Below are 24,362 nucleotides of genomic sequence, written 5' to 3' on the forward strand. Positions count from 1 at the left end.
ATGCAAAAAATTGTTGAAATAACAGATAAAAACCTTATAAAAGAAGTTTTAGATAATGTAGAATATGGAACGCTAGCTTTATGTGTAGATAACAAACCATATTCTCTTCCTATTAATTTTGTAGAATATAACAATGAGATGTTTTTTCATGGGGCAAAAAAGGGTAAAAAAATAGATTATATAAATAAAAATGCAAATGCAAGTTTTTCTGTAGTCGAAGCTTATTCTCTACTTCCCTCATACTTTAGTACAGATACGGGAAATGCAGCACCAGCAACACACCTTTTTAAATCTATAATTATCGATGGTAAAATTGAGTTTGTAGAAGATTATAATGAAAAAGCCCAAGCCCTAGAAGCCTTGATGAAAAAATATCAAAAAGAGGGAAACTATACACCACTACATGATTCTATGTATGAAAAAATCATCACTGCAACTTGCATATATAAACTTATACCTGAGCAAACAAAGGCAAAATTTAAATTAGGACAAGCCTTTACAAAAGAGAGATATGAAAGAGTAACAAGCCATTTAAAACAACGAGGAACACCAAAAGATTTGGAAACATTGAAGTTAATTGAAGAGTTTAAAAGAGTATAATATTTTGTAAAAAATATTAAAAAGAGAAAAAATGGCACTAAATGACAAATTAAAATGGGATAAAAAATATCAAAATACGCCCTCACTACTTGAAAAAAGAGAGCCTAGTAAAAAACTAATCAACTTACTTACAAAAGTAAAAGGTAAAAAAGCTCTTGATGTGGCTAGTGGAGCTGGTAGAAATTCTATTTATCTTGCATCAAAGGGTTTTGATGTTGAAGCAATAGATATTTCTCAAGTTGCCCTAAATGAACTTGATAAAAAAGGCTTTAGTAATATCACTTGTAAACTAGTTGATTTAGATGAATATGAAGTATCTAAAAATGCCTATGATCTTATCATCATGACAAACTTTCTTGATAGGAAACTAATACCCAAATTAGCCTCTGCGCTCAAAACTGATGGCATACTATTTATAGAAACTTATATGCATGATGAGATAAATGAAAAGCCATCTTCAAACCCTGATTTTTTATTACAAAAAGATGAATTAAAAAGTTTTTTTGATGATGAATTTGAAATTTTAGATTATGATGAATTTGAAAATGAAGCTTATGAATTATATAGAATGAAAAAACAATCAATAGAAGTAAAAAAACACTAATGTGTTTTTTTACTTTAACTCTCCACTTGTCTCATACTTATTCAAATAGCCTCTTGGAGTAAGAACTAAACCATTTTTTGTAAGTTTTGTATTTGAGTTACAAATTATGATTATTGTGTTCATACCTACTTTTTCATGGTTTATATCTTCTTTTATTAACTCAGTTGTAGTAGTGATAGTTATGTTTTCCTTTTCATCTCTTCCTACATTTTGAGCAATGATTGCTATTTTTTCTTCTACCTCATCAAGTCTAGCAAGAAAGTTTTGATATGGCAAAATTCTTTTTTTTGATTTTGGATTATATATACCCATAACAAAATCGCACTCTAAAGCAGACTTGACTCTCTTATCTATTAGGTTTATATCTGTTAATCTATCAGATAAAGAAATTATCGCAAAATCTTGAGACACAGGAGCTCCAACCTTTGAAGCTGCTGCTAAAAATGAAGTCACTCCAGGAAGAGAAATAAGCTCGATACTATCCCATAGATTCTTTTCATCTATTAACTCAACGATAAGTGTTGCCATACCAAATACATTTGCATCACCATTTGAGATTATGCATGTAGTTTTACCTTGCTTTGCATATTCTATTGCTTGGCTACATCGCTCAATCTCATGGGTCATACCAGAGGTATAAACTTCTTTACCCTCCAGTATACTTTTAAGCTCCCTTGCATACTTAGTATAAGATACTACAACCTCACACTCATCTATTGCTCTTCTTGCCTCTGGAGTTATATAATGAACTCCCCCTGCTCCACTACTTACTATATATAATCTATTCACTAAACTGCCCCTGCAATTGTTATTTTCTTTTCATATACCTCTTTAGGTATTATCAACTCTTTGTATTTAGATACCAACACACTTGATGGCTCTGCTACACCTTTTAGCCCAAAGAACTTTTTAGCTTGTGAAGGACTAAACTCACCCTCTAAAGCATTTATTTGTTTTTCATCAAAGAACTCAATATCAAAGTTATATTTCTTTGCAAAAGTTAAAAGCCCTACTTCATCATTTTTTGCTTCAAAGGAAGCTATATTTTCTATTTGTTCTAAATCTAAGTTATGTTTATCTAAAAAGTAGAAAAAAGCTTTTTCTATATCTTCAAAACTTGTATTTCTATTACATCCCATACCTAAATATATTTTTGGTTTTAGCTGTAACTTGTCACTTGATTTTAAAGGATTTATGATTACTGTATTTTCATCAATTTCATCAGCATTAATTAACTGCAAATTATTTTTATCATCAATAGCATCAAAGATATTCTTATAGGTAAATACCTTTACTTTTTGTTTGTTTATAAGTCTATTTGAGATATTTGCTAATTTATTTAAATTTTCTATTTTCATAGCATTTTTTTTGGCAAACATATCAAATGCAAATACCTTTACTTGGTCCGTTGCAGTTGATATAAAATTTATGCAACCATCTATTTTTTTTGCAATTACATCACTTAACTCATTTGCTCCACCAATATGTCCACTAAGTAAAGGTATAACCTTTGACAAATCCATACTCATAACTAAAACTGCTGGATCTGTCGCTTTACTTTCAAGAAGTGGTGCAATCTTTCTTACAACTATTCCCATAGCAAGAATACAAATAATAGCATCATATTTTTTCCAGCCATTTTCTAAAACAGAATCAATCTTTTCATAACAAATAAATTTGTCAAAATCAGATTGTAAATCTTTTTTCCCATATATATCAACTTCATACTCACTTAAATATTCATTTAATTTTATTGCACTATTTAGGCTTGGTTGATTTATAGAGATTATTGCTATTTTTAACATTTATTTTTCCCTAACTCTTTTATTAGAGGCTTTACATAAAGATGTGATTCTTCTGTCTCTTTTTGATTTAGGTACTCCCCAAAAAGTATAAGGGCTACACCTTTTATATGCGATACTTTGTTTTGGATATCTAATATAGTTCCCTTATATATTTTCTCTTCTTTCCAAGTAGCTTTTTCCACTACCCAACAAGGTGTATCAGGACTATAACCTAACTTTAAAGCCTTCTTTTTTAGCTTATTTAAAAGTAAGATTGATAAATAAAATGCCAATGATGAATTTTTGCAGGCTAGTATATTTTCTAGTTTCTCAGGATTTGGAGTTTTACCTTCTACTCTTGTTAGTATAATCGTTTGAGAAACTCCTGGAATAGTATATTCAATTGCTAAACTAGCAGCTGCACCAAAGGCAGCTGTGATTCCTGGTATTACACTATATTTTATATTTTGTTCTTTTAAGTATTCAATTTGTTTTGCAATAGTTGAATAAATAGAAGGATCACCAGTATGCACTCTTGCCACTATTTTATCTTTATGTTTAGATAAAAACTCAAATATCTCTGGATATTTCATACCTTGTGAATCTACAATTAAGGCATCATCTTTACACAAAGAGAGTACTTCTTTTGGAACAAGTGAGCCAGTATATAAAACTGCATCTGCTTTTTTTAAGATATTCATAGCCTTTACAGTTATAAGTTCAGGGTCACCAGGACCTGCACCTATGAAATATATCATTTGCTTTCCTCTTTTATAATCTTTATTTGGAAAAGTTGTCTTTCAGGTTCCACAAGATCAAGTTTTCCCTTATATGTTGTAAGGCTTATTGAGTGGATTTCATAATCTATATTTGCTTCATTTAAAACTATATTCATCAATGAAAGATGCTTTAAGGTAATGGCATTTATTAGCATGATTCCTCCTTCTTCAAGTCTTTCATAAAGATAAGGAAGCCTTTTTATAACTTCTTCACCTCCACCACCTACAAATATTCTTTGTGGATTTTCTTCCAAGCTTTCAAATTTATCTTGGGCTTCACCTACAAAAAGTTCACAAGCTATCACCTTATGATTTGTTAGATTTTTTTTGATATGTTCTATTCTCTCTTCATTCTTTTCAAAAAAGAGTGTTCTTGTTTTATATCTTGTATAAGCTTCTATGCCACAACTTCCACTTCCAGCACCAATATCCCAGAAAAGTTGATTTGCTTTTAAATCAAGATTTTGTAAGCTTAGGTGTCGTTTGTATTTTTTAGTTATCATTCCCCTTTGGGTGTCAAACTCTACATCTTCACTTACTTCATTTTTAAATGCAAAATTTCTTTTTATAACTAAAACATAAGGCTTTGATAAATCAAAAGAATCATGCTCCTTTGAGAAAATATCTATTTGTTTTATAATCTCATCTTCATATCCAAGTTTATACCCTATACTTACAGTAATATCCTCTTTATTTAAAAACTTAACAGCCTGAGTTATTTTTTCAATTGAATCTTTATCACAAAGTACAAAGGTGTAACTGTTTGTCAAAAATCTTGATAAATCAAAATGCTCTCTGCCATGTAAAGAAACAGTATCAATATTTGCCTCACTAATAAAGAGCTTTTCCATCATATAATCTTTACTTGAAGTATTATTTATGATTTTTACTTTTTCTTTTGGTAAAGCATTTGCTATGATTATCCCAGCGCTAAAAAATAAAGGACTTCCTGTAACTACATAAAGGATGTTTTCTTTTTCATAGTTACTTATTATATACTCTTTTATCTCTTTGAATTTTAGTTTTAGAATATTGTTTTGTTCTTCTTTAAAGTTTACATCACATAATATTTTGTCATATTTTGTTGTGTCAATATTGAGATTAGAAAAATCGTATTCTCCCATTCCATTACCAATAATTGTTACCATCCTAAGACATCCTTTTGTTCTAATATTATGGCTTTTACATTTGAATCTTTATGCCAAAGCTTTATTTGTTCATTTGCTTTTTTTGTTATCATTTGATAAAACTCTACTAAGAGCCCATACTTTTCTAGCTCTTGGGAGATTCCTTTTACTGTCAAAGTTGATTGAATGTCCACTTTAAATCCTAGTTCTTCTTCTATATCTTTTTGAAGTAGTTCAAAATCTATCACCCCAAAACGATTATGAGTATTTTTAAAACCTTGATAAACCTTTGCCATCTTTCCAATTCCACATAAAAAGATGACCTCTTTTGCACCTTCTTTTACTGCTATTTCAATAGAATCAAATACAAAATTTCCTATTTCTATAATAGCTTCTTCATTTGAATATTTTTTTGCTACTTCTAAGGCTGAATTACCCAAAGTAAAATACAAAGTTTCATAACCATTTTTTACGGCAAACTCTATTTCAGTTTTTACGGAATCAATATAAGCAGAACTAGAAACTGGTTTTACAATCCCTTTTGTTCCTAAAATTGAAATACCACCTATGACTCCAACTTTTGAGTTAGCAGTTCTTTTTGATATCTCTTCACCATCTGTCACAGAAACTGTACACTTCAAATCTAAGTTCTGATATTGAAAACTTAACTCTTCAAAGGCTTTAAATATGGCATCCCTTGGAACTGGATTTATTGCTGGAAAAGAAGGAGAAATTTTTAAACCTTTTTTTGTAACAATTCCAACACCACTTCCTCCATAAATAGCTAATATATTTGTATTAGCTTCATAAATAAAAGGATTGTGTGTGATATTATTTAATTCTAAATCTTCTAAATTATCACTAATTGATACAACTATCTCACACCCTTTTGTCACATCAAGATCATCATTATCCATCTTATTTATTTTACAAATAGATAATTTTCTTCTTTCTAAAAAATCAGTTAAGGCAGAACAAAAAAGTAAAAATGCATGAGCACCAGTTGTTAAGCCTTTTCTTAATTCTTTTTCACCCATTACTCATCTATTTCACTCATAGGAACTTGTGCATATAAATCTTCACTAAGATCTTCATTTGTACTTAAAGCTAAAAATAACTCTTTCCATTTTGATTCATCATATTTATGAATATTTTTTAACCAAATATTATTATTGACCAAATTTCCATTTACTTTAGTATTTTCAAAAGTAACTGCAACTTGTCTAAATCTACAAGCCCCAAAACAATTGGTTCTAGATATTTTTATACGATTTTTACCTTTATGAAGATCTAACTCTTTTATAATATCTCTTAGCTTTCCTGCTAGGTCATTACCTTTTTGTGTTTTTGAACATCTCTCTCCATCACAAATAAAAAGCTGTGTTTTAAAATGCATTATTGGTTTATTTGGATCTAGTTTTTTGGGCTTACAAATAAAGCCAACAGCCACTTCACTTCCCATATTATTATAGATTTTATTTTCCATTATATTTATCTTTTCCATCAAAATCTTTGATTAATTTATATGTGGCATGCAAAGTTGCAACTGTCATAGTTGAACTTCCAAACCTACCTTCCATAATAACTGCTGGCACATCAAAATATTCACAAAATCTTTTACCATAATCTTTTGATTCTACAACATTTACAAAACCAACAGGAAAAAGTAAAAATGCTACATTTTTAAGATCAACATTTTCATCAAGAAGTGTATTTATAGCTGCATATATAAAAGTAGGAGCATTTCCACAAGCAAGAATCATAGGCTCATTTTTGTGTCTTTTTATTGCTTCTACTACTGCTGCATAACTTCTTGTTGTCTTATTTTTTTCTGCCCTTTCATAAGTAAAGGGCTCTTTTATATAACAAATTACTTCGTTGGAGTATTGTTTTAAATAAAAATCACTAAGTCCTACTTTTATCATATTTACATCAACTATTATTTTTGCTTGTTTTTTAAGTAGTTCTTGTATTCTAGGAATTGCATCTTTTGTAAAAAAGATATTTTCTAAAACTTCTTCAAAACAAGTAGTTGTATGAATAAGTCTACTTATAACTTCCATTTGATTTTCATCAAATTCTTTTGCTTTTTCATAATCTTGGAGTTCTTTTGTTATCATCTCAAATGATTTTATTGAAATATCTGCTCCAATATTTACAGGAGGCTCTTCTTTTAAAAACTCCATTATTTTTTACCTTTTTTTGTTTTTAAAAAATCTATAAAAAGTGTCATATATTTTTTTACTTTTTGTATTTTCCCTTTTTGGATATGTTCCCCTGCAAAATTTAGATTTTGGAATGTATACATTGTCCCATCTTCTTGCATATGTTTGGTATCAAGTCCAACTTTTGGTCTCATATATACTTTTGTACTAGGAACATCTTTACCAAGTAAAGGAATAATCTCAAATCTATTATCACCTAAACACAAAGGTTTTTTTACCCTTGAAGAGGCATAAGAAAAAGATGTGATTCCTGCAATTACTTCACTTCTTTTATATAGTTTTTTATTTTGTTTTTTAATCATATCAAGTAAATAATATACTGTACTATATACAGCTGCATCTCCAAGTGTCACAAAAGATACGATTCCATGTTCTTTTATTGCGTCTTCTAAAATGTCAACTTGATATTGCCAATCTTTTTTCTTAAAATGCATAGGTGCGTATACTGGAATAATAGGTTTTGAAAAACCATATTCATCCATCAAATCTTTTATGATTTTATATGTGATTGACCTTGTAAAGCTATGATCCTTACTTTTAGTAGGGATACAAATAGCACCGCATGTTTGAAGTGCCTTTAAGGCTTTTATGGTCACAAGTTCCCAATTTGCAGGACCTAATGAAACCATATATAATTTTGTTTTAGTGTCCAAGTTTTATTATCTCTTCTTTTATGTTATTAACAATAATCTCTTTTATTGTTGGCATTTGTAAAAGATTAAACTTTTCATCTTCACTTAGACTTTTTGCAATTTTTGTTTTAAAATGTTCACCTAACTCTTTACTTATTTCAGCCATATCATTTATGTAGTGATTTCCACTTACTAAAAGCATAGGTACTATTTGAACTTTTTTAAAGCCATCTTTTTTCATTTTTTTTATAAGTTCATCTTTTATGGCAAAAAAAGGAAAGGCACCTTCTAGTGAGCAAGCATAGTTTCCTTTTCTTTTTTGTTCTAAGTATCTAGCAGCATAAGAAACTGATTCTAGTCCTCCTAGTTCTAACTTTGGAGTTCCATGTATCACATAAAGATTTGCCGTATTTTTCTTAGAAATGGTTTCGTCAAGTTCTTTTAAAAAAAGTGTTGTATCTTTTGTTCTTGTAAAAATTGCATTTGATAATCTAATATTTGAAAATGAAAAATGTCTAAATCCCTCAACAGTCTTCTTCAAAAGCTCATGTTCACAAGCTGGAAAAAGGTTTATAGAAGCCACTATAATATTCTTATATCCCTGCATATCAACATCTGCTATTGTTTGAGCTAAATTTTTATACTCAAATCCATGTTTAATCAAACCTTTTAAAACCATTCTAGAGCTAATAGCTATAAAGACATCAATTCCTTCAAATTGCTCTTCAATACTCTTTTTTAAGTCTAAATATTTTTGTTGTTCAATTATAGAACCAAAACACGATAAAATTATTGCTTTATCTTTTTTATAGTGTCTATATCTTTTCATTTTTCAGTGCAACTGCTTTATAAAGTCTTTTTTCTACAAAAGGACTATTTTCTAATTTTCCAAGTGTTTTTGCACCTGCAAGTACAGCTAAATCAATAAGTGGTTCTAAGATTACAACACTCATATATGAGATTCCAAAAGTAGCAACTGCACTTAAGTTTTCTATTCCAAAGCCTTGCCCGTAAAGTGCCCAAAAAGCAACCCAAGTTACAATTCCACCTTGATAAGCAAGTGATAATTTTAAAGTATCTTTATAAGCAATATCTTTGTATGCAATATTTTGAGGAATAACTCTTTTTGCTAAATAACCCATTGCAAATAAAGGCATAAGAATAGTTGTTACATTCATACCGTATTGTGGTAAGTCAAATGGTGCAAAAAACAATCCTTGAATCAAAAGACCTAAAGCCAAACCAAAAGCAGCACAACTAGCACCAAATATCAAAAATAGAGTTGAACCTAAGATTAGATGAACTTCTGAAACACCTACTGGATGATGGGGAAGTACTTCAAAGAACATAAAAACTAAAATTGTAGAAATTATAGTTTTAACAATAAATGGAATCATCCCACTATTTTTTATACTATTTAATGCCATTTTTATAGCAATTCCAAATGAAACAGCAGCTGTTCCATAACTCAATAAGATTTTTGCACCTTGCACTATGCCTGCTTCTATATGCATGATTCGTCCTTGTATTATAAATATTTTAAATGTGTTTATAGATTTAACTATATGAAATGATTGTTTTGATTAGTAATTTAAAGTAAGTAAGGGAGGTGAAGTTTTATATTCTTGAAATTTTATAGCTTTAAGATGGTATTGTCTATTATTATCTATAGTACACAACTTAAACAAAGTCGAATACATTGCAATAATTGCTAACGAAAAGTATCGTTTTTTATAACCTCTTAAATGTTTCATAAAGAATATTACCTAAATAATTATTAAACTATTATACTTAAGTATTATTTTAATATTTAGTTAAGTTTTAAAAAGAATAATTCATTCTTTTTTCAAGATACTTTGAAAAAATTGCAACTAAATAAGTCATGATAAAATAAAATACACCAAGAGTAAGATATATTTCAAAAGGTTCATATGTTCTCACATAAATCAATTGACCAGCTCTTGTCAACTCTGTTATTGAAAGAACTGAGACTAATGAACTATCTTTTAGAATCGCTGCATATGAATTTGTAATAGAGGGTAAAACAATACGCAAAGCTTGAGGATATATAATATAAAATAACATATGCAAATTACTCAATCCCAGAGATTTTGCAGCTTCATACTGTCCTTTTTCTATGGAAGTTACTCCAGAACGAACAATTTCAGACATGTATGCACCAAAATTTAGAGATAATCCTATTATTGCGGCTTCATGACTTGACATTGTAATGCCAATTTGAGGTAAACCATAATATATAAAAAAAAGTTGTATTAAAAGTGGTGTTCCTCTAAATATCTCAATGTAGATTGAAAAAATAGAATTAATTACTTTAGGTATTTTAAAACTTTTCAATGTCCCAATAATCAAGCCAATAAAAAAAGCTATCACAAAAGAGACAAAAGACAAATATATTGTCAGCCATGAAGCTTCTAGTAAAAATCCTAGGTTTTCATATACTACATTAAAATTCACTTATTTTACTGCCAACCATTTTTTAACTAGTTTGTCATAAGTTCCATTATCTTTTAGTGTTTTTAAAGCACTATTTATCTCTTTTGTTAAAGAGTCATTGCCTTTTTTCATTACAGCAACCAATTGAGATGGAGCTAAATTATCAACTATTTTGTATTCTTTGTTAAAATCTTTTTGAGTCAATGCATATGCATAACCTACTACAACAGCATCAATTCTTTTATGTTTTAGATCTAGAAAAGCTTCTGGATTATAATTATATCTTGCCACTTTTCCTAAATCATCTAATTTATCAACTATTTGCTCACTTCCACTACCTAGTTGAACACCAACACTTTTACCTTTTAAATTTTCTTTTGATTTTATACTTTTATCATCTTTTCTAACAACAAGTACATCATTTAACAAATAATAAGTATCAGAAAGATTCACATTATTTGCTCCTGCTTCTTGACGACTCATAGCACTTATAATAACATCAAAATTATTATTTTTTAGTCCACCAAGTAATGCTTGCCATTCTGCATCTTTTACCACTATTTTTTTGTTTATAACTTTTCCTATTTCTTGAGCTAGGTCAATGTCAAAACCAACAATTTTTCCACTCTTTTCATCTCTTGATTCAAATGGAGGATAAGCAGCACAAAGGCCAACTGTAATACTATCTTTTTGGGCATGGGCAAAAATACCAAATGCCAATAAAACGACTGCAATAATTTTTTTCATAAAAGTTCCTTTAATATATTTTTCACTGATGAACTTGGATCTGCTTCATCTACAGCATAAAATTTTAAGTCTAAATTGTTTTTATCTAAAAGTTCAGAAAAAACTTCCATATAAACACCTTTTTCATTGACACTTCTTGTAGAAGATAATGTTTCTTCTAAGTTAAATGTATCATCTATTTCTCCACCCCATTTTCCACGAGTTGTTTTTGTTATACCACAGTTAGGACTACCATCAATACCTATGCACCCTGAAATTGTATAACCATTATTTTTATAATCAAGAAGTTGATAGATAATTGGCTTTAATAAAGATTTAAACTGCTTTCTAAAAAACTCAGTTTCATATTGCTCTTTTACTTGTCCCCATCTATTAATACCACAAGTAATTAGTTCAGGACAAGGAAGTTGAATAAAACCATAACCTTCTTTCATCAAAGGTGAAAGAAGAGTTTCAAAACATCCTTCATAGTTTGCAAGTTTATAGACCTTTGCATTTACATTTAATAAACAGTGACTTAATAGAAGAATTCGTTTACTTCGAAGCATGAAAAACCTTAAAATAATAGTTTCCAAATAAAGTAGCTGTGACAGATATAAATAGTATTGTCGTTCCAAACCTTGGAATAAACTTAAAATTAGATATTAGTATTTTAATTAGTTTTATCTTAAAGGGTGATGAAATATTTTAAATATTTATTTATGCTATTAATAAATAAAACTCTTTGTAATTATTAGTTTATTTTCACAACACTTTATTTAAACTATTAGGATATACTGAACTAATAAACTTATAGAAAGGAAATACAATGGCAAAAGGCAAAGATGTACAGAAATCTGTTAAAACAGAACCTGCAAAATCATTAAAAGAAAAAAGAGCTGACAAAAAGGCTAAAAAAGCTTCAAAATAATAATATTTAAACTTAAAAAAGTAGTTATCCAGTTAGTAACTTAATTAACTGGATTTTCTTTATCTATATACCTAAAATTTATTTTTCTTCATTTATCTAATCTTTTTATTAAATTTAATTATAAGCTATTTAAAGTAAAATTCAGATTATATTAATTTATCATTAATATAAAGAAGGATATAAATGTTTAGTAAAATAAGTATAAAAATGAAACTTATAATTTCTACTCTAATTAGTATAATTGGATTAGTTTTTTTTGTTGTATTTTTTTATTTTTCATCTATAAAAATAGAAAAACTAGATGAAAATAAAATCATGATTGAAGTATTAAAATCTGATATGCTAATGCTTAGAAGAGATGAAAAAGACTTTATTATTCGTAAAGAAATAAGTTATGTAGATAAATTTAATAAAAATATAACTACAATAAATTCACACATTATGACATTAGAGAATAATCTATTTGAAGATAATTTTGATATAAATTATGTGAAAGATTTTAAAAAAGTCATAATTGACTACCAAGAAAAGTTTTCAAGCTTTGTAAAAGCACAAGTTGAAATTGGACTTAATGAAAAGATAGGTTTATATGGAAGCTTGCGTAATAGTGTTCACAATGTACAAGAAAGTGCTAAAAAAGCTAATAATTATGAACTCCTTTCTATGGTATATGACTTAAGAAAACAAGAAAAAGATTTTATGCTTAGACGCAATTTAAAATATGTTAATAACTTTAAAGAAAAGATTGATAAATTACTTGCTAAAGACTTTATTACTGAAAATATTTCTGCTGATTTAAAAAATTACAAAAATGATTTTTTAGCTCTAGTTAAAGCAGAAGAATTAATAGGATTAAATAGTAAAGAAGGAATCAAAGGTGAAATGAGAAAAACGATTCATCAAACAGATCTCATATTGGAGAAATTATCTACTTATGTAAGTACTGAAGTAAAATCAAAAATAAAAGCTTTAGAAAAACTCTTAATTATAATTGGTGTAGTTTTTTTAATCATAATTGCATTTTTATCTATGATAACTATTAAATCTATTATAAAAAACATTGAAACTTTCAAAGATGGATTATTTAACTTTTTTAAATACTTAAGTAGAGAAGCAGATTCAGTTATTCCTTTAAAAGTTGATTCAAAAGACGAAATTGGTGAAATGGCAGAAGTTGTAAATAGTCAAATCAAACTAATCGAAGAAGAAATTGAAGAAGATAGGCAACTTATTAATAATTCGATAAATACATTAAAAAGTTATGAAGAAGGAGATTTTACTCCAAAAATTAATCAGAAATCATCAAACCCAGCATTAAATGAACTTACTTCAATAATGAATAATATGAGTATAAATTTGGAAAAAAATATTGATGATATTTTGGAAGTAATGTCTGATTATTCTAACTCTAACTATAAAACAAAAATTTCAATAGATAAGAAAAAGGCTCATCTAGAAAAACTTGCTAGGGGAGTAAATAGCTTAGGAGGTAGTATCTCTGAACTTCTTAAAAAATCTTTAGAAATTGGTTTAACATTAGGAGATTCTTCAAATACTTTAATATCTAATGTTCACACATTAAATAATTCATCTACATCAGCTGCTGCCTCTTTAGAAGAGACGGCTGCTGCTTTAGAAGAGATAACAAGCACAATTATAAGCAATGCACAAAATATTGTTGAAATGAACAGTTTTGCTAATAATTTAACTGATTCTGCAAAATTAGGTCAATCTCAAGCCTCAAATACAGCCAAAGCAATGGAAGAAATTACAAATCAAGTTACATTGATAAATGAATCAATTACAATCATTGATCAAATAGCTTTCCAAACAAATATTTTATCACTAAATGCAGCAGTAGAAGCGGCTACAGCGGGAGAAGCTGGAAAAGGTTTCGCCGTTGTTGCACAAGAAGTTAGAAATTTGGCATCAAGAAGTGCTGAAGCTGCAAAAGAGATAAAATCTTTAGTAGAAAATGCTACAGCTAAAACAAATGAAGGTAAAGGCATTAGTGCTAATATGATTGATGGATATAATTCATTATTAGAAAATATTGAAAATGCTACAAAAAAAATCAATGATATTTCAGTATCAAGTAAAGAACAAGAAATTGGTATCAAACAAATTAATGATGCTATAAATCAGCTTGACCAACAAACACAACAAAATGCTTCTATCGCAGCAAAAACAAATACTATTGCAATAGAAACTGACTCATTGGCAAAAGAGATTATTAATGATGCACAAAATAAAGAATTTGAAGGAAAAGAAAATACAACATTAAGAAAGCATTTTACTAATAAATAATAAAGAGAGTCAATCTCTCTTTATTTTAAATAACTTACTCTTTCTCATTCTCATATAAAACAAATCTATTTCGTCCACTCTCTTTTGCTTTATACAAAGCATTATCTGTAAAGTTATAGATATGTTCAGATGTTTCTATTTCATCTGCATAAGCTACATATAATCCAAGAGATGCAGTTATATAATCACTTGCTTTATTGTATTTATGTTCGATTTTCAGCTCTTCTATTTTTTCATTGACTAATTTAGCGAAATTTAAAGCATCTTCTTTATCTTTTGGAGTAAATATTATTGCAAACTCTTCTCCACCTATTCTAAATGGAGTATCAGATGAACGCTTGCATATTTCAATCAATCTTTTCCCAATACTTTCTAAAACATAGTCACCTTTTTGATGTCCATAAAAATCATTATATTGTTTAAAAAAATCAACATCTAAGATAATCAATGCAAAAAAATGATTATCCCGCTTTGCACGACTTAACTCTTTCTCAAACATCTCATTAAAATATCTTCTATTGTATAGTTTTGTTAATTCATCTGTAATTGATATACTCTCAACTTTCTTTTTATCACTTATATCATGGCGAATTGCTGTATAACCTACAATATTTTTCTTTTCATCAAAAATAGGAGAAATCGTTGCATCTACCCAATAATAACCTCCATTTTTCTTTTTATTTTTTATTTCACCTGTCCATTTTTTTCCACTTGAGATAGTACTCCATAATTGAGAAAATAATTCATTTGGCATATCTTCATGTCTTATTATTCTGTGATTTTTACCTAATAATTCTTCTTTTGTATAACCACTAATATCACAAAATGCTTGGGAAACAGATACTATTATTCCTTTTGAATCTGTGGAAGAAGTTAAAACATTCTCATCTATCATATTTAGATATTCTGATAGTTTATTATTAAGTTTATTTATCGCTCGATTTTTAATAATAATAATAAAAAGAATAATAGAAAAAACAAGAATAACATAAATTAAAGGCTTAAAATCTATACTCTCTTCATATTTTATTGATAGCCATTTATTTAAAATCTCTTTATTTTTTTCTATTGGTATATTTGATATTAATTTATTCATTATTTCATTTAATAGTGGTTCATCATTTCTTGTTGCCATAGAAAAACCTATTCTCTTATCTAATTTACCTGCTATTTTTATATTAGCTACAAAATTTTCTTGAATATTATAAGCTACAAGAGGAAGAACATCAATAAAACCATAAACCTCGTTATTGTCAACTTTTGTTAAGCCTTCTTTTGCATCTTTAACTTCTATAATATTTATATTAGGATATTCATCTTTTAATATTTCTCCATACCCATAACCCTTTACGATAGCTAGTTTTTCAAATGCTAAACTTGAAATATCATTTACAAAAGGTTTATCAATTTTTGTTGCAATAACTAAATCCATATTCATCAAATTTTTAGTCATATCAAAACCTGCACCATATTCTTTTCTATTTTTCATAATAGTTATAAAATCACAAGCTCTATTTTGTGCCAAGGAAATAGTATCTAACCAATTTTTACTTTTAACTAATTCAATAGGCACAGGCAACTCTTTTTCAAAGAGTTTAATATATTCAGCACTCATCCCCTCATGTTTGTCTTTTTCTATTTTTTCAAAAGGTAACCAATCGGGATCTACACACATTTTTAGAGTTTTTTTGTTTAATAAATATTTATACTGTTCATCTGTAAATTTTACACTACTAGATGGTTTTAGATTTAACCATTTTTCTTTTAAGTCTATAACTTTATTATGAGACATTTCTCTATTTGCTTTTTCTAATATAGACTTAAGAAGATTATTTTCCTTTGAAACTCCCATATATAATGGTGCCTCTTTGGGTATGTATTTTACATTTTTTAATTGTATTATCTCTAAATTACTTAACCAATGTTGTTTAATATAATATTCTGTAGTTGCCAAGTTACCAATAAAAGCATCTGCTAAACCACTAGATACTGCTTCTGCTCCTTCCACTGTTGTAGAAGTTAAAAAAAGTTTTTGATTAGGATATTTATTTTTTAAAATAGTATGTAAAAATGACTTATTTAATACAGCTATTGTTTTATCTTTTAAATCATTAAAAGATTTGATATCTGAGCCTTTTCTTACTGCTAAACTTGGCTGATAAAGTATATGCTTAATATCAGTAAAATCGACAAATACACTTCTTTCTTTATTAATTGCAATATGAGGTATAATATCAAGTTCCCCATTCTTTAACATATTAATAAACTCTTTCCAACTCTTCTGACTTATAAACTCTATTTTAACCCCAAGAATTTTTGCTATCAAATTCATATAATCTACTGTGTAACCTTGGGCTTTATTATTTTCATAGAAGTTATAAGGAGGAAAAGTAGTTAAATTTTGCACTTTTAAGACAGGATGATTTTCTAAATATTTTTTTTCTTCTTGACTCAAATTTATATTCGAATAATCTTTAGTATAATCTTCAAATATAAAATCATTTATATTAAATGCCTTTACATTTGAACCATATTCATTATATAAATCTGAGATATATCTAATTCTACCCTTATCAACACTTCCTAAAGGTATTATTTCTCTGGAAATGAGTTTTTCTATGGCTTTTGCTTCATATCGTAAATGTTCAACTGACTTTGACGAATTATACTTATTGTGTATTAGTTTAATAATCTCTTCTTGGTGGTCTAAAGCATAATTCCAACCTTTTAATGTCGCTTCTTTAAACTTTTTGACCCTTTGGGGATGATTTCTTGCTTCACTTTCACTAGTAAACAAAATGTCCCCATAAAAGTCAAAACCATAATTAGAAGGATTGATAATATTAATATCTATATTATTACTTTTAAAATAAAAAGGTTCATTACTCAAATAAACAGGAGAAGCATCAACTTCTTTATCTAAAAGTTTTAAATAATCGTCTTTTTGTCTTTCTCTAATCAAATTTGGTTTTATATTTAACTTTTTTAGCATAGCTAATATTGCAAAACCATCTGTATCATTAGGATAAAAAAGAACATCTTTTCCATCTAAGTCATAAGGAGAATTAATACCACTACTTTTTAAAGATATTAAAGCACTGGCACTATGTTGGAAAATAGGAGATACAATGACTACTGGCTCACCATGCGCTTTATAAAGTATCAATATAGAATCTGAAACTCCATACTGGGCTTTACCTTTTATTACTTCTTCTATATTATTATATTTAAGGTCTCTTTGCTTAATATCAACATCTAAGCCAACATCTTTATAAAAACCCTTTTCTTTTGCAGCATAATATCCAGCAAATTGGAACTGATTGAACCATTTAAGCTGTAAAGTTACTTTTTCATCTGAATAAAGAAAAGTAAATAAAAATGCTATTAAAAAGAGTTTTAAAGTTATTTTTAACATAAATATCCAATATTTTTTACTTAGTATAGCAAAATATTGAATTTTATGAAACTTTGTAAAATATTTTAGTTATAAAAAAATCATATTAAGTAAGCTTAAGTTCTACTTCTTCATATGCTAGAATAACCCTCTTCCGATTTATTCCCCATCTATATCCAGCCATTGTTGCACTTTTTGAAATAACCCTATGGCAAGGAATTAAAAAGCCAATATGATTTGCACCAATTGCACTTGCTACTGCTCTTACTGCTTTTGGTTTACCAAGTAAATTTGCTACATCTGAATAATTTAAGACTTTCCCTTTGGGAATATTTAATAAGGCTTTCCAAACATTTATTTGAAAATTTGTTCCTTTTATAAAAATATCTGTTTTTTCATTATTGATAAAAATTTTATCCAATAACTCTTGGGCTTTTTTATCATCTTGGACAAATTTTGCACTCTTCCAAGAAGATTTGAGTCTATTTAAAACCTCAGCACAACTGTCATCATAGAACTCCAAAGCACATATACCTTTTTGGGTACTTGCAATCATAGTTTTACCAAAGGGCGAAAAACCAAATCCATAAGTTATATCAAGGTTTTCACCCATCTTTTTATATTCATGTGGTGTCACTCCTATAAAATTAACAAAGAGTTCATGCAGTCTACTAGAACTTGATAAACCCAAATCAAGAGAAGTATCTAAGATAGACTTTGAAGTTTGAAGTTTCTCTTTTGCATATGAAAAAGTAGTTGCTTGTAAAAACTGCATAGGAGTAACACCAACATACTCTTTAAAGATTCTTGCAAAATGGTGTTTACTCAATCCTATATGTTTAGCCACCTCATCTAAATTTGGTTGATTAGAGTAGTTTTCATCAAAGTATTCAATAGCTTTTTTAATATCTTCATAATATTTGCTTTTTTCTTCTAATTTATTCATAGTCAAAGTATATTATTTAAAACAAAAATTTACAATCCGAATCTTGCTATTTTATTTACTCAATAACATTCTTGCGTAAAGACCAACCCTACTTGTGTACCCTACTTCACTAAATCTTAGTTTTTTATCTTTGTCATAAATAAATGTTGTGGGAAAACCTTTGATATTAAACTTTTGAGAATAAAATCCATCGTCATCATTTACAACTTTAAAAGTAAGATTATTCTGCTTTAAATAATTTTGTATCTCTTCTTTACTTCCAGATTGAACGGCTATGGTTATTACTTCATACTCTTTAGAAATTTTTTCAATATTTGCAGCTTCTATTTTACAAATAGGACACCAAGAAGCCCAAAAATGAATAAGTACGGGCTTATCTTTAGGTATATCATAAGTTTTGCCATCAAGAAGAGTGAAGGTATTTATATCTAGTCTATCTTTGTTTAAATCAAGTGCTTTATAATAACTAATTCCATTCATAGCTATTATCAACATCAATACAATTATAATACCCTCTTTAAGATACTTTTTTATTTTGTCATTCATCTTTTCCCTTACTTGAAATTCTAAGAATAGTAATTATAGTTTTATATTGTTGGTAATGTGTTTAGATAAAAGAAAATAAGTACTTAATATAATTACTCTATTAAAAAATCCTGCAAATTTGTTTTACCATAATTTATTTCTACATTTGAATCTTTTATCTTTTTTGCAACTATTCCCATAAGTGCTTTAACACCTTTTGTTTTTTCAGGATCAGTAAGTGGGAAAAGTCTTACAGTTACTGCTTCACCTTTACTTGATAGTTGTATAAAAAAGTTTTGAGTTTTGCCATCTTCTATTGAAATACTCTCTATTAGTGCTGAGTTTTCTTTGTAATCTATATACTTATTTGTTATTTTAAGTATTCCTTTTTCAAGCTGTTGCATCATTGGCTCAATTGCATCGTAGCACTCTTTTACATTTTTTGCTTTTTCCAATACTATATGTGGCATATATATCTCCATAATTTAAATCTTATTATCATATATAAAATAACTAATCATTAGTACCTTATTTATGGCAATTAATAAACTTAGAAAATATTTCTAATAGTTTACAAGAAAATAATAATAAACTCTTTGTCTAAGCACTAATTTGATAAAATACAGCCCTAATAATAGTTTCACAATCAAAACGAAGTTTATTTAAAAGGTTTATTAATAATGAGTGAGCACAAAGATTTTTTACGAGTCAAAGTTGAAGAAGACTTAAAGTCAGGCAAATACAAAGAAGTAGTTACAAGATTTCCTCCGGAGCCAAATGGCTTTCCACATATAGGACATGCTAAATCTATCTGTATAAATTTTGGTATTGCACGAGACTTTGGTGGACACTGCAACCTTAGAATGGATGATACAGATCCTACTAAAGAAGATACAAAATATGTTGAGGCTCTTAAAGATGCTGTAAAATGGCTTGGTTTTGAGTGGGGAGAAACAGAGTATTATACTTCTGATTATTTTTCTAAACTTTATGATTATGCTATTGAACTTATTAAAATGGGTAAAGCATATGTTGATAGTCTAGATGAAGAAGAGATAAGAGAATACAGAGGAACTGTTACACAAGCAGGGAAACGAAGTAAATATGCAAATCGTTCTATTGAAGAGAACTTAGACCTTTTTGAGAGAATGAAAAAGGGTGAGTTTAAAGATGGTGAACATATTTTAAGAGCTAAGATTGATATGTCGGCTTCTAACATGAAAATGAGAGACCCTCTTTTATACAGAATCAGACATGCTCACCATTATAGAGCAGGAGATGAGTGGTATGTTTATCCTATGTATGATTTTGCCCATTGTCTGTCAGATTATACAGAAGGTGTTACTCACTCTATTTGTACACTAGAATTTGAAAATAACCGTGAACTTTATGATTGGGTACTTGATACTCTTAAATTAACACCACCAAGACCTTATCAACACGAGTTTGCAAGACTTGGTATCAACTATACAGTTATGAGTAAAAGAAAGCTTTTAGAACTAGTTGAAGGTAAATATGTAAGTGGTTGGGATGACCCTCGTATGCCTACAATTGCTGGATACAAAAGAAGAGGATATACACCTGAGTCTATTTTAAACTTTTGTGACCAAATAGGAATTGCAAAAGCAAACTCTATGGTAGATGTATCTCAACTTGAATTTTGTATCAGAGATGATTTAAATACAAAAGTACCAAGAGTGATGTGTGTACTTGACCCAATAAAAGTTACCATTGAAAACTATGAAGGAAGTGAAAGCATTGAGGCTTCATACTATCCACATGATGTTCCAAAAGATGGTTCAAGAAAAATACCTTTTTCAAAAGAACTTTATATCGAACGAGAAGATTTTTCTGAAAATCCACAAAAAGACTACAATCGTCTTACACTAGAACAACCAGTAAGATTAAGACATGCTTATATCATCACTTGTAAAGAAGTAATTAAAGATGCAAATGGAAATATTACAGAAATAAAAGCTGAGTATAATGCTGATTCTAAAAGTGGTTCAGATACAAGTGGTATCAAGGTTAAAAGTGCTATTCAATGGGTTGATGCAAAAGAGGCAAAAAAAATCGAAGTAAGACTTTATGACAGATTATACTCTTGCGAAGCTCCTGATGGATTAGAAGATTTAAACCCTGATTCTTTACATGTTATTAAAAATGCACTTATTGAGCCAGCTGTTATAACTGATAAAGCTGATGTTAGATTCCAATTTGAAAGACAAGGGTATTTTTATGCTGACCCAATTGATTACACAGATGAAAATCCAGTATTTAATAAAATAGTAGGACTAAAAGACTCTTGGGCTAAAAAAACAAAAGTAGTTGAAGAGACAGTAAAAGCTGCGCCTAAACAAGAAATAAAAAATGCACAAGTGCATGGTGAAGCCCAAGCGTTAAATGAGAAAGAAAAAGCACTATTTGATAAATATACAACTCAATTTAAATTAAATAGTGAAGTTGCAAATATCTTAGCAAGAGATGAAAAGCTTTCATCATTTTATGAAGAGGCATTATCAGAGCTGAATAGCCCTGTTGCAATAGCAAATATAGTAGCAAATGATATAGCTAAAGAGTTAAAAGAAAAACAAGCAGATGAGTTGAAATTTACAGCAGTTCAAATAGCACAACTTATTAAAATGGTAGATGAAGAAACTATTTCAAGTAAAATTGCAAAACAAGTATTTGAGGAAATGTGTAAATCCGGAGAGAATCCAGCAAAAATAGTTGAAGCAAAAGGACTAGTACAAATAAGTGACCCATCAGTAATCTTACCAATTATCGATGAAATTATCTCAAAAAATCCAGACAATGTTGAGAAATTCAAAGCAGGCAATACAAAACTATTAGGTTTCTTTGTAGGACAAGTTCTTAAAAATACTGGTGGAAAAGCAAATCCACAAGTTGTAAATGAACTTGTAGCACAGAAGTTGAAATAATATAAATACCTCATCATTTTTATATGAAGCTAATTAGAAGTAACTATTAAGTTACTTCTTTTACCATAAACTCTCACACTCAAAAATTGTTAAGAACATGTCAAGAACTATACCCTTTTTAACTTTGCAGAAATATACTAAAATTAAATTATAAGAAAATTACTAAAAAGGAACTATCATGGAATTCTTAAGAAACTTAATAATAGTAAATGTTGTAGTATTTTTAGGATTAGGATTTTTATCTAGTGCATTAGCTAGCTAAAATCTAAATTTTAAATATTATTTTAAATATATTATATGAGTCTTTATGGGTATATTTTAAATCAAATCCATGAAGCTCTAATATTTTATTTACAATATTTAGGCCCAAACCATGACCTTCTTCTTGGTTTGGCTCTCTTGTGAAAGGTTGGATGTAATATATTAAATCATTTGAAAGTTCATTTGCGATATTTTTTACATAAATTCCATCATCACAACTTTCTATTACTATTGGAAACTCTTTAGCATATTTCATAGCATTGCTAATCAAGTTTTTAAGGGCAATAGTTAGATAATAAAAATCTGCTTCAATATTAAAATCATTTTTAATATTGACTGTTACATTTGACTCATTTTCAATAGAGAGTTTAGATAAAGATTCTAGTATTAAAGAACTCACTTTAAATTTACTTCTTTTTAAAACTGCAAAGTTTAGTTTTTCCCTCTGTAAAAGTTTACTTGTAAGCTTTTCAATATCATAAAAGATTGTATTTATATCTTTTAGTATTTGATTATCTTCTTTATTTTTGATTTTTCGAAGCATGAACTTTCCCTTCGTAATTGGGGTTTTTAATTCATGACTAATATTTCGTAAAAGCTCTTCTCTTGAATATATAATATTTGCTTGTTTTTCTAAATATGAGTTTAAATTTTCGGTTATCACACTAAGCTCATTATTGCGTCCAATGTCTACTTTTATAATTTTTTCATCATTTTTAAATAAATGTAAAACACCTTGATTTAATTTATCAAGCTTATCTTTTATCTCATTTATAATCTTTGAAGAGATGATAGAACTAAGTAAAAATAAGACAATAAATAAAATAACTAATTCAAGTTTTATAGTATCTAAAAAGTCATCTCTTTTATTTTGAGTTTGAGTTAATTTTTCTTGTAAATATTTTATCTCTTCTTCAAGTAGTTTTTGACTATGCATATTTACTTGTTCAAACTTTTTATTAAAGGCAATAAAATCAGTATTTTTATTAAGCACTAAAGTATATAATTCTTCACTTATTGATTTTTGCATAGTCTCAAAATATGAAAAAATCAAAACTAAACTTCTTTCTTCTTCTTTTGATTCAGAATTATTTATGATTTTAGTTTTTTGAGTACTCAAATTTTCAAAGAGTACATTTGCTTTATTGATTCGATCCTTTACTATTTGTATCTTGTCAAAGTCCGTTATAATATCAAGCACTATCCATGAATAAGAGTTACTAAACTCTTTTAGCTTTTCCATTCTTATTAATTGATCATACCTATGTTTTTGTTGAGAATTGATGCTATTTAGATTATAAATTGTATAAAAAAACACTCCAATAATAAAAGCAACAATCAATAAGATTAAGCAAAATGATATAAATAGTCGTTTTCTAATTGTCATAAAAAAACTTATACCCAATACCCCAAATAGATTTTATATATTTAGGTTCCTTGGAATTATCATCAATCTTAAATCTAATATTACTAATATGAGTATCTATTGTTCTGTTTTTTGTATCATCATTAAGTGAAGTCTCTTTTACTATATCTTCTCTTGATATGATTTTATTTAAATTATTTACAAATAATAAAAAAATCTCTTTTTCAACTTTAGTAAACTCTATTTCAACATCACTTAAAAAAACGCTTGAGCTATTTAAATCAATACTTAGGTCATGTATTTTAAGAAAATCTGCTTTATTGTATCTTTTTAAGATGGCTTCAACTCTAAGAATCAGTTCCCTAGGCTCATATGGTTTTGAAAGATAATCATCTGTCCCAAGTTCAAATCCATAGATTTTGTTACCTATATCATCCCTTGCTGTTGATATAAGAATAGGAATATTTTTTATCTCTTTTAATTTTTTAAACAAATCAAAACCATCCATAAGAGGAAGACCTAAATCAAGTATAGCGATAGTAAAATCATCTGGTTTTTTTTTAAATGACTCCAAGGCATCTATTGGATTTGAAAAGGCACTGCATAAATAATTATATTCTTCCAAATACTCATTTATCAAGTTTTGTAAAACTAAGTCATCTTCAACTAGTAATACTTTTTTCATATCTCACCTTTTCAATTATCATATCTTATTTGCAATATATTTTAACAAAAAAATCTAAATAATCCTCCTGTAGT

At 28.1% G+C, this 24,362-nt stretch carries 23 protein-coding genes; 4 read left to right on the plus strand and 19 right to left on the minus strand.

Translation table 11 applies throughout. The features are described from left to right. Both LXN10_RS01570 and LXN10_RS01575 read left to right on the plus strand, forming a co-directional pair. Positions 1-600 (plus strand): pyridoxamine 5'-phosphate oxidase family protein, encoded by a 600-nt coding sequence (locus tag LXN10_RS01570; protein WP_375724211.1) that lies wholly within the window; start codon positions 1-3, stop codon positions 598-600. Positions 601-631: 31 nt separating this feature from the next. Further along, positions 632-1,204, plus strand: coding sequence for a class I SAM-dependent methyltransferase (locus LXN10_RS01575; RefSeq protein WP_375724212.1), 573 nt, complete (start codon positions 632-634; stop codon positions 1,202-1,204). A gap of 9 nt (positions 1,205-1,213) precedes the next feature. Here LXN10_RS01575 and LXN10_RS01580 read toward each other — a convergent pair whose 3' ends face one another. From LXN10_RS01580 to LXN10_RS01640, 13 genes are all read right to left on the minus strand, one after another. Continuing rightward, on the minus strand, positions 1,214-1,993 hold the full coding sequence (locus LXN10_RS01580; RefSeq protein WP_375724213.1) for a precorrin-3B C(17)-methyltransferase: 780 nt from the start codon (positions 1,991-1,993) through the stop codon (positions 1,214-1,216). Beyond that, positions 1,993-3,009, minus strand: coding sequence for a cobalt-precorrin 5A hydrolase (locus LXN10_RS01585; protein WP_375724214.1), 1,017 nt, complete (start codon positions 3,007-3,009; stop codon positions 1,993-1,995). The genes LXN10_RS01580 and LXN10_RS01585 overlap by 1 nt, the downstream gene beginning before the upstream one ends. Next, the gene (gene cobM, locus LXN10_RS01590; protein WP_375724215.1) at positions 3,003-3,746 is read right to left on the minus strand and encodes a precorrin-4 C(11)-methyltransferase; all 744 of its coding nucleotides are present in this window, start codon (positions 3,744-3,746) and stop codon (positions 3,003-3,005) included. The genes LXN10_RS01585 and cobM overlap by 7 nt, the downstream gene beginning before the upstream one ends. Continuing rightward, on the minus strand, positions 3,743-4,915 hold the full coding sequence (cbiT, locus tag LXN10_RS01595; RefSeq protein ID WP_375724216.1) for a precorrin-6Y C5,15-methyltransferase (decarboxylating) subunit CbiT: 1,173 nt from the start codon (positions 4,913-4,915) through the stop codon (positions 3,743-3,745). The genes cobM and cbiT overlap by 4 nt, the downstream gene beginning before the upstream one ends. Continuing rightward, positions 4,909-5,931, minus strand: coding sequence for a cobalt-precorrin-5B (C(1))-methyltransferase CbiD (cbiD, locus tag LXN10_RS01600; RefSeq protein ID WP_375724217.1), 1,023 nt, complete (start codon positions 5,929-5,931; stop codon positions 4,909-4,911). Before cbiD ends, cbiT begins: the two co-directional genes overlap by 7 nt. Then, the gene (locus LXN10_RS01605) at positions 5,931-6,380 is read right to left on the minus strand and encodes a (2Fe-2S) ferredoxin domain-containing protein (RefSeq protein ID WP_375724218.1); all 450 of its coding nucleotides are present in this window, start codon (positions 6,378-6,380) and stop codon (positions 5,931-5,933) included. Before LXN10_RS01605 ends, cbiD begins: the two co-directional genes overlap by 1 nt. Beyond that, positions 6,370-7,080: a precorrin-8X methylmutase gene (locus LXN10_RS01610; RefSeq protein WP_375724219.1), complete on the minus strand. Its 711-nt coding sequence runs from the start codon at positions 7,078-7,080 to the stop codon at positions 6,370-6,372. Before LXN10_RS01610 ends, LXN10_RS01605 begins: the two co-directional genes overlap by 11 nt. Next, positions 7,080-7,772, minus strand: a complete 693-nt coding sequence (locus tag LXN10_RS01615) for an SAM-dependent methyltransferase (RefSeq protein WP_375724220.1) — start codon at positions 7,770-7,772, stop codon at positions 7,080-7,082. Before LXN10_RS01615 ends, LXN10_RS01610 begins: the two co-directional genes overlap by 1 nt. Further along, positions 7,762-8,580 (minus strand): sirohydrochlorin cobaltochelatase, encoded by an 819-nt coding sequence (locus LXN10_RS01620; protein WP_375724221.1) that lies wholly within the window; start codon positions 8,578-8,580, stop codon positions 7,762-7,764. Before LXN10_RS01620 ends, LXN10_RS01615 begins: the two co-directional genes overlap by 11 nt. Next, positions 8,567-9,265, minus strand: coding sequence for an energy-coupling factor ABC transporter permease (locus LXN10_RS01625; protein WP_375724222.1), 699 nt, complete (start codon positions 9,263-9,265; stop codon positions 8,567-8,569). The genes LXN10_RS01620 and LXN10_RS01625 overlap by 14 nt, the downstream gene beginning before the upstream one ends. A gap of 307 nt (positions 9,266-9,572) precedes the next feature. Beyond that, positions 9,573-10,226 (minus strand): amino acid ABC transporter permease, encoded by a 654-nt coding sequence (locus LXN10_RS01630; RefSeq protein ID WP_375724223.1) that lies wholly within the window; start codon positions 10,224-10,226, stop codon positions 9,573-9,575. Further along, entirely contained in the window at positions 10,227-10,952 is a 726-nt protein-coding gene (locus tag LXN10_RS01635) for a transporter substrate-binding domain-containing protein (RefSeq protein ID WP_375724224.1), read from the minus strand. Beyond that, positions 10,949-11,500, minus strand: coding sequence for a CD3072 family TudS-related putative desulfidase (locus tag LXN10_RS01640; RefSeq protein WP_375724225.1), 552 nt, complete (start codon positions 11,498-11,500; stop codon positions 10,949-10,951). Before LXN10_RS01640 ends, LXN10_RS01635 begins: the two co-directional genes overlap by 4 nt. A 545-nt stretch (positions 11,501-12,045) precedes the next feature. On the opposite strand from LXN10_RS01640, the gene LXN10_RS01645 reads away from it, so the two are divergent. After that, complete coding sequence (locus tag LXN10_RS01645) at positions 12,046-14,169, plus strand: methyl-accepting chemotaxis protein (protein ID WP_375724226.1); 2,124 nt, start codon at positions 12,046-12,048, stop codon at positions 14,167-14,169. Positions 14,170-14,203: 34 nt separating this feature from the next. On the opposite strand, the gene LXN10_RS01650 is transcribed toward LXN10_RS01645, so the two are convergent. The 4 genes from LXN10_RS01650 to LXN10_RS01665 form a co-directional block, all read right to left on the minus strand. After that, positions 14,204-17,584, minus strand: a complete 3,381-nt coding sequence (locus LXN10_RS01650; RefSeq protein WP_375724227.1) for an ABC transporter substrate-binding protein — start codon at positions 17,582-17,584, stop codon at positions 14,204-14,206. An 85-nt stretch (positions 17,585-17,669) separates the two neighbouring features. Beyond that, positions 17,670-18,509: a bifunctional helix-turn-helix domain-containing protein/methylated-DNA--[protein]-cysteine S-methyltransferase gene (locus LXN10_RS01655; RefSeq protein WP_375724228.1), complete on the minus strand. Its 840-nt coding sequence runs from the start codon at positions 18,507-18,509 to the stop codon at positions 17,670-17,672. A gap of 51 nt (positions 18,510-18,560) precedes the next feature. Then, positions 18,561-19,055, minus strand: a complete 495-nt coding sequence (locus LXN10_RS01660) for a protein disulfide oxidoreductase (protein ID WP_375724229.1) — start codon at positions 19,053-19,055, stop codon at positions 18,561-18,563. Positions 19,056-19,147: 92 nt separating this feature from the next. After that, positions 19,148-19,504 carry a hypothetical protein gene (locus LXN10_RS01665; protein ID WP_375724230.1) on the minus strand — a complete coding sequence of 119 codons (357 nt, stop codon included), beginning with the start codon at positions 19,502-19,504 and terminating at the stop codon, positions 19,148-19,150. A 210-nt stretch (positions 19,505-19,714) separates the two neighbouring features. Between LXN10_RS01665 and LXN10_RS01670 the strand changes: the two genes are divergently transcribed. Next, positions 19,715-21,976, plus strand: coding sequence for a glutamine--tRNA ligase/YqeY domain fusion protein (locus LXN10_RS01670; protein WP_375724231.1), 2,262 nt, complete (start codon positions 19,715-19,717; stop codon positions 21,974-21,976). A 265-nt stretch (positions 21,977-22,241) separates the two neighbouring features. Here the strand turns inward: LXN10_RS01670 and LXN10_RS01675 are convergent, their stop codons facing one another. Then, complete coding sequence (locus LXN10_RS01675) at positions 22,242-23,624, minus strand: ATP-binding protein (RefSeq protein WP_375724232.1); 1,383 nt, start codon at positions 23,622-23,624, stop codon at positions 22,242-22,244. Then, positions 23,614-24,288 (minus strand): response regulator transcription factor, encoded by a 675-nt coding sequence (locus LXN10_RS01680; protein ID WP_375724233.1) that lies wholly within the window; start codon positions 24,286-24,288, stop codon positions 23,614-23,616. The genes LXN10_RS01675 and LXN10_RS01680 overlap by 11 nt, the downstream gene beginning before the upstream one ends. Between the last annotated feature and the right edge of the window lie 74 nt (positions 24,289-24,362).

Source organism: Arcobacter iocasae (assembly GCF_042214795.1).
Taxonomy (GTDB): Bacteria; Campylobacterota; Campylobacteria; order Campylobacterales; family Arcobacteraceae; genus Arcobacter; species Arcobacter iocasae.

Coding starts and splice junctions, on each gene's coding strand:
- LXN10_RS01625 (WP_375724222.1), bottom strand. CDS start 9,265: ATGCATATAGAAGCAGGCATAGTGCAAGGTGCAAAAATCTTATTGAGT.
- LXN10_RS01605 (WP_375724218.1), bottom strand. CDS start 6,380: ATGGAAAATAAAATCTATAATAATATGGGAAGTGAAGTGGCTGTTGGC.
- LXN10_RS01670 (WP_375724231.1), top strand. CDS start 19,715: ATGAGTGAGCACAAAGATTTTTTACGAGTCAAAGTTGAAGAAGACTTA.
- cobM (WP_375724215.1), bottom strand. CDS start 3,746: ATGATATATTTCATAGGTGCAGGTCCTGGTGACCCTGAACTTATAACT.
- cbiD (WP_375724217.1), bottom strand. CDS start 5,931: ATGGGTGAAAAAGAATTAAGAAAAGGCTTAACAACTGGTGCTCATGCA.
- LXN10_RS01635 (WP_375724224.1), bottom strand. CDS start 10,952: ATGAAAAAAATTATTGCAGTCGTTTTATTGGCATTTGGTATTTTTGCC.
- LXN10_RS01570 (WP_375724211.1), top strand. CDS start 1: ATGCAAAAAATTGTTGAAATAACAGATAAAAACCTTATAAAAGAAGTT.
- LXN10_RS01610 (WP_375724219.1), bottom strand. CDS start 7,080: ATGGAGTTTTTAAAAGAAGAGCCTCCTGTAAATATTGGAGCAGATATT.
- LXN10_RS01640 (WP_375724225.1), bottom strand. CDS start 11,500: ATGCTTCGAAGTAAACGAATTCTTCTATTAAGTCACTGTTTATTAAAT.
- LXN10_RS01655 (WP_375724228.1), bottom strand. CDS start 18,509: ATGAATAAATTAGAAGAAAAAAGCAAATATTATGAAGATATTAAAAAA.
- LXN10_RS01675 (WP_375724232.1), bottom strand. CDS start 23,624: ATGACAATTAGAAAACGACTATTTATATCATTTTGCTTAATCTTATTG.
- LXN10_RS01650 (WP_375724227.1), bottom strand. CDS start 17,584: ATGTTAAAAATAACTTTAAAACTCTTTTTAATAGCATTTTTATTTACT.
- LXN10_RS01585 (WP_375724214.1), bottom strand. CDS start 3,009: ATGTTAAAAATAGCAATAATCTCTATAAATCAACCAAGCCTAAATAGT.
- LXN10_RS01665 (WP_375724230.1), bottom strand. CDS start 19,504: ATGCCACATATAGTATTGGAAAAAGCAAAAAATGTAAAAGAGTGCTAC.
- LXN10_RS01620 (WP_375724221.1), bottom strand. CDS start 8,580: ATGAAAAGATATAGACACTATAAAAAAGATAAAGCAATAATTTTATCG.
- cbiT (WP_375724216.1), bottom strand. CDS start 4,915: ATGGTAACAATTATTGGTAATGGAATGGGAGAATACGATTTTTCTAAT.
- LXN10_RS01645 (WP_375724226.1), top strand. CDS start 12,046: ATGTTTAGTAAAATAAGTATAAAAATGAAACTTATAATTTCTACTCTA.
- LXN10_RS01575 (WP_375724212.1), top strand. CDS start 632: ATGGCACTAAATGACAAATTAAAATGGGATAAAAAATATCAAAATACG.
- LXN10_RS01660 (WP_375724229.1), bottom strand. CDS start 19,055: ATGAATGACAAAATAAAAAAGTATCTTAAAGAGGGTATTATAATTGTA.
- LXN10_RS01680 (WP_375724233.1), bottom strand. CDS start 24,288: ATGAAAAAAGTATTACTAGTTGAAGATGACTTAGTTTTACAAAACTTG.